Here is an 8,533-nt window from a genome sequence, read left to right on the forward strand (position 1 = left end):
AAAAATGAAAGCCCTTATCATCGGTGCTACAGGCGCCACTGGAAAAGATTTAGTAACACAACTTTTAACCGACGACACTTATAGCGAGGCGCATTGCTTCGTGCGCGAACCTTTAGCCCTCACCCACCCCAAGCTACACGCTCACGTGGTCAATTTCGATACCCCCGAGGCGTGGGCTGACTTACTTCAGGGTGATGTAGCTTTCTCTTGTTTGGGCACCACCTTAGCCGTTGCAGGTAGCAAAGAAGCACAATGGCGCGTGGATTACGACTATCAGTACGCCTTTGCCCAGCAGTATAAAGCCAATGGGATACCTACTTTTGTACTCGTCTCGGCTGCAGGGGCTACAACGCAATCTAAACTGTTCTACAACCGTATGAAAGGACAGTTAGAGGATGCAGTGAAAGCCCTTGGTTTCTCACGCTTGCTCATTTTCCAACCCTCAGTATTAGTGCGCAAAGGGTCAGATAGAAAAGGTGAGCAATTTGGACTCAAAATGATTGTTCTCCTCAACAAAATAGGACTCTTCAAACGTTACCGCCCTATGCCTACCGAAATATTAGCCGAAAAAATGTTATCGGCTGTACACAAGTCCCCTAAAGGAACTTTCACCTTTGTTTTAGATAAAATTTTTGAGATATAATAAATTGGTAAATCAGTAAATTATTTCTAACTTTGCCTTCTCTAAGTTCAATAGTAAAAAGAATATGAAAATAAAAGAGATAACACTTCGAAATTACAAACGTTTTGTAGAACAAAAAACTATTTTTTTTCACAAAGATGGAGAGATAAATGATATGACCCTTATCGTAGGGAATAATGGTACAGGGAAAAGTTCTCTGTTACAAGCTATTGTAATGATGATAGCCCCTCTTACACGTGATCACTTTAGTGTAGAAGATATCGATTGGAGTGGTTTTGAATACCGTTTTATACAAAGCGGAGGACGTATGCCTTTAAAGGTAGAGGTTACTATTGACTTTTCAGAAGAAGAACTCAATGAAACAGTTCTTTATGCTGAAAGACTTAAGAAAATGGGGAATAAGTTAGATCTCCCTAATAAAAATGAGACAGTCAACATTTTTTTTGATTATAAAAAAAAGAAGCCTATTGTTAGAGGTAAGGGAGGAGGAAATCTTTTTCAATTCTTTGGGCATCAATACGCTAAACAACTCACTTCTTTTGAAATCGATAAAAATAAACTTTTTGAAAAAGTAGGTAACATCTATTGGTATACAGAACAGCGTACTTCTTATAGTGTGAACAATATGTTTGAAGGAGATGTCTCTCAGTTAGACGCTATTCGTTCCTTTTTAGCTAATGCTTATAGTTTTCATATAGCTCTTGAAAAAGGACGAGAGTTAAAAGCAGGTGCGTTTGATTTTTACCAAAAAATATCAGAACTATATAGTAAGGTTTTTACAGATAGAAAATTTGTAGGAGCTACCCCTCGTTTTGATATTTACGAAAAAAGTACTGCTCCCGATTTCTTTTTAAACGACGGCAAAAACGACTATGAACTCTCTGAAATGTCAGCTGGTGAGCGCGCTATTTTCCCTATCTTGATGGATTTTGCACGCTATAATATTAATAATTCTATTGTTATTATTGATGAAATAGAACTACACCTGCACGCCCCATTGCAACAGGCTTTTATACGCGCTTTGCCTAAATTAGGCTACAACAACCAGTTTATACTCACTACTCATTCCGAAAACGTTGCAACAATGTTTGACAAAGACCAATTTATTAGATTATAATTATGTCTGAAATTATTACTATTTATTGTGAGGGACAGAAGGAAAGCCACGATATTACAATACTTAACAAAGTTATTGATGGATTGAACAATATTTTAATCAAGCCCATCGGTGGAAAATTAGGAAGTAAAGCCATCGTCCAGTATTTGGAAAATAATCAAGAAAGGGAGTTATCAAAATCCAAAGACTACCTTCTCTTTAGAGATAGAGATTTTGACCAACCTATTCCTAATAAAGAAAGACTTATTATTGAAAAGAAAACCTGTTACAGCTATCGTACTACCATCGAAAACTATTTATTAGATGTAAAGACTTTTTTTCATTTTCTTCAAGAACAGGAAAATAACTATGGAATTGCTACAGAAGAAGCCGTAAAAACATTCTTTATAAAAGTAGCCAAAGAGTTACAATACTACCAAGCCGTAAGACACTCTTTAGGGGCTTTGCGTTTTGCCAATAGTTTTGATACTACTTGGGAAAAAGGGAGTGGTACACTACCTAATGCATTAGATTTAGGCTCTTGTAAGGCTAATGCTTGGCAACTGATTGAAAAGGTACTTAACAAGAGTAATCAACAATGTACAAAGAAAACTTTTGAAACTACCCTACAAGAGTTCTTAACCCTATTTGAAGCACAGTCTTTTTTTGATGAGTTGAAGTTTTTAGTCTATTACCAAGGGAAAGATTTTGCTAAAGCCCTCTCTAAAGAACTTCCTAGATTTTCAATAGAAAACTACTATAAATACGCTAAAAAACATTTTGATTACACAAAATACCTCGATCTTGTAGAACTGAGAGCTTTTATAGAAAAGCTATTAGTCTAACAATTCCCGCTTTTGGTATAGAAAAACAATTCTTTTTCTTCTAACAATCCGTTTTTCTGTACTTTTGCCTCTGTAATACTTAAATCTTTATTATAGTGAAAGAGACAATAACTTTTATAGCACTGCTCTTTGCAGTAAGTGTTTCAGCGCAAATCAGTGTAAAAGCAGAGTATATGAGCAATTCCAAGTTCTACGATGCAGTAAGCGATAGCAATATAGGCGATGGCTCGGCTATGATTTACTCTGTGGGGGCTTTGGTGCCCCTCTCGATGAAACTCCCTGAGGAAGACGACCCTTACCAACGACCTACTGTATGGGGTGTAGGGCTTAACGGCACTTTTGTAAAGATGAACAATCACAACTTTCCTATCGGGAAAGAACTACCTTCAGAGGTGATGAACCTCGGCGTGAGCGCTATTCATCTCCGCCCTTTAAAAACACGTTGGTCTATGCTTATGGCACTTGGTGCAGGAAGCTATACCCCCGAAAATCGTCTTTCGTCTATTCATATAGGTGAAAATGTAGTAGCAAATGGCGCTGTAGTGTTTATATGGCACTGGAAATCCAACTTAGAAATAGGGGGAGGTGCTGCCCTTAATAACACCTTTGGCTACCCTATGCTATTCCCTGCCCTTTATGTTAAATACAAAGGCGGTTTTGCCGACAAATTCACCATAGAAGCTGCTTCTATCGATGGTGCAAAAATTGCTTTTGGGTATAACTTTAGCGAGCACTTCAATCTGAAATTAGTTGCTAATGTGGGAGGTTATGCCGCTTACTTAAAACGTAACGGACGAAAGGAAACTTTCACCCAACAGAATATCATCACAGGCTTGCAACCTGAATTTAAAATTGGTAAATACTTAAGTATTCCTATTATAGTAGGGGCTAACTTTTTGCGTTCGGGTGTATACCAAGAGCGTAAACTCTCTGCGATGTTCAAGTCTGAAGCCAAAAATGAAGATGGCACCCCACGCTCCAGTCAGTTCAACCCTGCTTTTTACCTTTCGGCAGGGATTACAATCGGAGGAAACTAATAACAGGCTTCAAAAACCTAAAAAGGTATGACTTTACCCAATAGAAACTATGGACGAAAATCCCTATATATTTCTAAAAAACAATCTCTTCTTGCAGTTTCTTATTGCCGATAGATATCGCATCTATAGGCATATAACTGCTTGTGTATCATTGCTATTGTTTTTCCTAACCACTAAAGAATGGGGAGCGTACAAAGGCTTTGTTGACCACTTGGATTGGATAGAGAGATGTATGATTATCACAGTAGCTTTTTACCTAAATATCTATATGCTTATTCCGCGTTTTTTGTTTAGGGGAAAGCTTGTTACCTATGTCTTTAGCCTTGTAGGGGTTCTCCTTATTTGCCAAGTGATTACCTATTACCTAAACACAGTAATATGGAGAGAATACGTTATCAGTGAAGACCTAAAAAAAGCAATGGCACTGCCCATTCCTACCCTATTTATCTTTTCATTATTGAGTTTGTTGCCCTTTATAATGCTATCCACACTCATAAAAATATTCCAATTATGGATAAAAAGTACCGAAAAGATGCAAGAATTAGAACAACAAGCTGCCAAAAGTGAGCTACAAGCCCTCCGTAGCCAGATACAACCGCATTTTTTGTTCAATATGCTCAATAGTATCAACACATTGTTGTATATTGACCCCGAAAAAGCCTCATATAGCATCGCAAAACTATCCGATTTCTTGCGACATTTGCTCTACCAATCACACGAAGAACGAGTTTTCCTCTCTTCTGAATTGCGTTTTCTCTCCGATTTTCTCTCTTTGGAAGCAATGCGCCGTGATGATTTTACTTATGAGATTACCTACAACGAAAAGAATATACAAGGCATACAACTGCCTCCTAATATACTGCTTATCTTAGCTGAAAATGCAGTAAAACACAGTATTGATGCCCTTGCACCTACCTATATCTATATGAAATGTGAACAAAAAGAAGGATGGTTACACTTTTCTGTACATAATTCTGTACCTTTGCAACCTAATCCTCAACAAAAATTCAGCGGTATAGGATTAACTAACCTCCGCCGGCGGTTAGAACTGCTTTATGGCGACCGTTTTAAGCTGTTGCAAGAAGCTCTACCACAAGAATATATAGTAACCTTAGTTCTACAACTATGAATTGTTTGATAATAGACGATGAACCCTTAGCGCGTATCGGTATGGAGCGCCTTATAAAGCAATACAGCCATTTGAGTGTATTAGGCACCTTCAAAAACACTGTAGGCATTGCCGACTTTCTGAAAAAGAACGAAGTACACTTACTCTTTTTGGATATAGAGATGCCTGGGGTAAACGGCTTGGAGTTTGCCAAAACCTTACCTGAACATACTTTGGTTATCTTTACCACCGCTTACAGCCAATATGCCTTAGAAAGCTATGAAGTAGATGCCCTCGACTATTTAGTAAAACCCATTACCCCCGAACGCTTTAAAAAAGCCGTTGCCAAAGCCGAAAGTTATCTTCAACTGCTCTCTCAGCAGAAAACCAACTTTGAAGCTACCGATACGCAATACATCAGTATCCGCGCCAATAGACGCAATTACCGCATTCCTCATAACGATATCCTATATATAGAAGCATTGAAAGATTACGTGATTATCCACACCTTCACCGACCGCTACATCACGTGGATTAATCTCAAAAACATACACAGCCAGCTCCCCGATTCGGTATTTGTACGCGTTAATAAGAGTTATGTTGTGAATATACAACACATTACTTCCTACACCCACCAATTTGTGTATATAGGGGAAACAGAAATTCCTATTGGCAGAGCGTATGAGGTCATTGACAAATTTGGAAATTAGCTAATTTGCTAATTATTTTCGTATCTTTGCCCCTAAATCATCAAATACAAATCCAATGAAAAAGAACATTATCACTTTAGTACTAATCCTTATAACACTGATGCAAACAACAAAAGCTCAACAAACAGAAGACCTTACCCTCGAAGGGGCTAAAGGCAAATTAGCCGCTACCTTGCAAACGCCTAAGATAGAGAAAGGCAAAAAGGTGCGTATGGTAATTATCTGTCACGGCTTTGGTGGCGATAAAGACCGTCCGCTACTGCGCACCATTGCCGACCAACTGCAAAAGGCAGGTATCGCTAGTATCCGTTTTGACTTCAACGGCTGTGGCAAAAGCGAAGGTCGCTTTCAGGATATGACGGTGCTCAACGAAATAGAAGACGCTAAGAAAGTGATTGCTTATGCTGAAAAACTGCCCTACGTGAGTGGCATCAGTATAGTAGGGCATTCGCAAGGTGGGGTGGTAGCCTCAATGGTAGCGGGAGAACTCAAAAAAGCTATTAAGAGTGTTGCTCTCTGTGCTCCTGCAGCGGTATTGCGCGACGATGCGCTACGTGGCACTACCCAAGGGGCTACTTACAACCCGCATCATATCCCTGAGTATATAGACCTCCCCAGAGGTTTACGTATGGGGCATGACTATGTAAAAACCGCACAAACGCTCCCTATTTACGAAACGGCACAGCAATACAAAGGGTCTGTACTGATTATTCACGGAACTTGGGATGTGGTAGTACCTTATACCTATGGCGAGCATTACCACCAAGTGTATAAGAACAGCAAACTTATACTCTTGCCCGAAGTAGATCACAGTTTTACAACCGAAGAAGCCCGCAACAAAACCGCTGCTGAGATTACGGAGTTTATGAATAGAAATTAGCAAATTAACTCATTATATAAGTTATGTTTTTAAAAAATCTCTTAGAAAAAATAACTCATATATTGGGGCTAACTACTCCCAAAAAGAAACCTCTTTTCTGTCCGTGTTGCTATGCTGAAGAGAAATGCATCGGAGGGAGTCCCTATCTTTTGGAAGATTTCCAAAGCATAATGACTCACTTTGCCCAACTAAACGACCATAACGCCGACTTATTAGGTGAAAAATTTAGCAAAAAAGATCCCTTCGGGATTGTCTTTATTCATACGGAGCAGAATAGTGATCCCATACAAGGGCACAACATTCTTATTCCTCAAAGTATTATATTCGAAGACCTACAAGAAAATGTATTCTATGCCATTTGTCGTATCAAGGACAAATGTGAGTGGGTGCAATATGCCTATTATATCTCCGACAAAAAAGGACACAAATGGTATGATTATATAGGGAAGAATGAACCTGTAACCGATAGTCGTACTATTGAGCGCCTCGAAAAACGCCTTTCTGTTTACAAGGATTTAATAATCACCTTATTGAAAAAACAAGAAGGCAAAGGAAAAATTGTCCCTAAAAATATCCCCATATCCCAACAATTCCATAAAGAATGGTTATTATTAGCCTCCCTGCTCTCCATTCCTACACGTACAGCCAATAAAATCTGTAAAAGTGTATTGATTGAAGAAGAGATGTTCGATACCTTCCTATCAGAAATGATAGCGGCAGATTACTTAGAAGTCATTGACTGGAAAGATGTTGCGGAAGATGTGGTCTATAACTACAATCTGTTAAGCAAACGACTAAAAGGCACAGCAATAGATTTAGAAATAGACAACAACACACCTCCTACTGAGGTATTTCGGCTATTGGCATCAAGAAGTGAATTTACTCTTTATCAAATTGACATAGACGCCGATAGTTATTTCATAGGGCTTTGCCCAAAAGAAAATGCAATAGCTGTGCAGTGTCAGTACAAAGCCTTGTTTTCTGTATTAGATAATCAGACAAGTGTTACCTTGATTGTTTGACAAACTCATTTACTAATTGACAAATCATTCCATTATGTGGCTCGTTTACGCATTGTTATCAGCTGTATTTGCCGCTCTTACTTCTATTCTTGCCAAAATAGGGATTGAGGGCGTTAATTCCAACCTCGCTACTGCCATTAGAACCTTAGTAGTAATCGCTTTAGCGTGGGCAATGGTTTTTATTACTCAGCAGAGCAGTGGCTTAGCAGAGATTAGCAAGAAGAGTTGGCTTTTTCTAATCCTTTCAGGACTTGCCACAGGGTTCTCGTGGTTGTGCTATTACAAAGCCTTGCAAATGGGAGTCGTTTCTAAAGTAGTGGCAGTAGATAAAATCAGTATCGTTTTTACGTTTATCTTAGCTGTTTGCTTCCTACACGAAGCCTTCACGCTTAAATCATTAATAGGGATCACCCTTATCGCCATTGGCACCTTAGTAATGGTGATATGATATAGGAAATAAAGACAAAAAGGGGATTGTAAATTTGTAAAAAAGACATAACTTTGCCCAAAAACTATCTTATGAATTTCTGGCATATGCAACTACACCCCACAGGAGCTACTGCTTGGACAGCAGAGAACACTCGTCGCATTATCGCTACAGGCTATATAGGCTGTTCGGAGAAGGTCGTGCAAACCTTTGATAGACTCCTTGCAGGTGACTTAATACTGGTACGCTATGGAGCGCAAGTAGTAGCCTTGGTAGCGGTGGAGGATACGCCTCGCTTGTTACGAGATTATGAGAAACACCCCTTGCGTTGGTTTACCCATGGATGTAGGGTTAAGCCTCTTGCCTACTATGAAAACCTAAAAATAGGCGGTCATGGCTGGTACCTGCCCACTACTCTCCAACAGATAAAACCTGAGAATGAAGTAGCTTATACCTTTGTGAGGGACTTGTGGGAAAAGACAAATTCTCATTTGCTCTTTTCGGTAGATTTCAATGAGTTGATGGATTATGATCTGGTACTGTTTTCCCAAAAAGACGAGCGAGAGAATGTTTGCAGAGAGCTCATAACTTTATATGAGGGGCTAAAAGTAAATATCTATATGGATGATGGAGACGACGAGGGCAATCGTGATGACCTTGTTGCCAGTGGCTATGTAACTGCTAATGAGACAGGATATTATCCCTATGTAAAGTGGTGTTGCCGAATAGATGAAAAAGGTATACGGAGTGAGTCAGAGGTGGATG

At 39.2% G+C, this 8,533-nt stretch carries 10 protein-coding genes; all 10 read left to right on the forward strand.

Annotated features, from left to right (window positions below; all coding sequences use genetic code 11):
* Positions 1-4 precede the first annotated feature (4 nt).
* Positions 5-643, forward strand: a complete 639-nt coding sequence (locus tag HMPREF9071_RS03465) for an NAD(P)H-binding protein (RefSeq protein WP_040357984.1) — start codon at positions 5-7, stop codon at positions 641-643.
* Between the two features lie 64 nt (positions 644-707).
* Positions 708-1,760 (forward strand): AAA family ATPase, encoded by a 1,053-nt coding sequence (locus HMPREF9071_RS03470; RefSeq protein WP_009745185.1) that lies wholly within the window; start codon positions 708-710, stop codon positions 1,758-1,760.
* A 2-nt stretch (positions 1,761-1,762) separates the two neighbouring features.
* Entirely contained in the window at positions 1,763-2,584 is an 822-nt protein-coding gene (locus HMPREF9071_RS03475) for a hypothetical protein (RefSeq protein ID WP_009745186.1), read from the forward strand.
* Between the two features lie 95 nt (positions 2,585-2,679).
* On the forward strand, positions 2,680-3,621 hold the full coding sequence (locus HMPREF9071_RS03480) for a DUF6268 family outer membrane beta-barrel protein (RefSeq protein WP_009745187.1): 942 nt from the start codon (positions 2,680-2,682) through the stop codon (positions 3,619-3,621).
* A 49-nt stretch (positions 3,622-3,670) separates the two neighbouring features.
* A complete protein-coding gene (locus HMPREF9071_RS03485) occupies positions 3,671-4,750 on the forward strand; it encodes a sensor histidine kinase (protein ID WP_009745188.1) in 1,080 nt (359 codons plus the stop codon).
* Entirely contained in the window at positions 4,747-5,439 is a 693-nt protein-coding gene (locus HMPREF9071_RS03490; protein WP_009745189.1) for a LytTR family DNA-binding domain-containing protein, read from the forward strand. The genes HMPREF9071_RS03485 and HMPREF9071_RS03490 overlap by 4 nt, the downstream gene beginning before the upstream one ends.
* A 55-nt stretch (positions 5,440-5,494) precedes the next feature.
* Positions 5,495-6,319, forward strand: a complete 825-nt coding sequence (locus HMPREF9071_RS03495) for an alpha/beta hydrolase (RefSeq protein ID WP_009745190.1) — start codon at positions 5,495-5,497, stop codon at positions 6,317-6,319.
* A 23-nt stretch (positions 6,320-6,342) separates the two neighbouring features.
* Positions 6,343-7,341 (forward strand): hypothetical protein, encoded by a 999-nt coding sequence (locus HMPREF9071_RS03500; RefSeq protein WP_009745191.1) that lies wholly within the window; start codon positions 6,343-6,345, stop codon positions 7,339-7,341.
* 34 nt (positions 7,342-7,375) lie between these two features.
* Positions 7,376-7,789, forward strand: coding sequence for an EamA family transporter (locus tag HMPREF9071_RS03505; protein WP_009745192.1), 414 nt, complete (start codon positions 7,376-7,378; stop codon positions 7,787-7,789).
* Positions 7,790-7,860: 71 nt separating this feature from the next.
* Positions 7,861-8,533 (forward strand): hypothetical protein (locus HMPREF9071_RS11925; protein ID WP_009745193.1); only part of this gene is annotated, 673 nt, incomplete at its 3' end.

It is taken from the genome of Capnocytophaga sp. oral taxon 338 str. F0234 (assembly GCF_000192225.1).
Lineage (GTDB): Bacteria > Bacteroidota > Bacteroidia > Flavobacteriales > Flavobacteriaceae > Capnocytophaga.

What these genes read in the sequence shown, in the direction of transcription:
- HMPREF9071_RS03465 (WP_040357984.1), top strand. Translation starts at nt 5, where the DNA reads ATGAAAGCCCTTATCATCGGTGCTACAGGCGCCACTGGAAAAGATTTA.
- HMPREF9071_RS03470 (WP_009745185.1), top strand. Translation starts at nt 708, where the DNA reads ATGAAAATAAAAGAGATAACACTTCGAAATTACAAACGTTTTGTAGAA.
- HMPREF9071_RS03475 (WP_009745186.1), top strand. Translation starts at nt 1,763, where the DNA reads ATGTCTGAAATTATTACTATTTATTGTGAGGGACAGAAGGAAAGCCAC.
- HMPREF9071_RS03485 (WP_009745188.1), top strand. Translation starts at nt 3,671, where the DNA reads ATGGACGAAAATCCCTATATATTTCTAAAAAACAATCTCTTCTTGCAG.
- HMPREF9071_RS03490 (WP_009745189.1), top strand. Translation starts at nt 4,747, where the DNA reads ATGAATTGTTTGATAATAGACGATGAACCCTTAGCGCGTATCGGTATG.
- HMPREF9071_RS03495 (WP_009745190.1), top strand. Translation starts at nt 5,495, where the DNA reads ATGAAAAAGAACATTATCACTTTAGTACTAATCCTTATAACACTGATG.
- HMPREF9071_RS03500 (WP_009745191.1), top strand. Translation starts at nt 6,343, where the DNA reads ATGTTTTTAAAAAATCTCTTAGAAAAAATAACTCATATATTGGGGCTA.
- HMPREF9071_RS03505 (WP_009745192.1), top strand. Translation starts at nt 7,376, where the DNA reads ATGTGGCTCGTTTACGCATTGTTATCAGCTGTATTTGCCGCTCTTACT.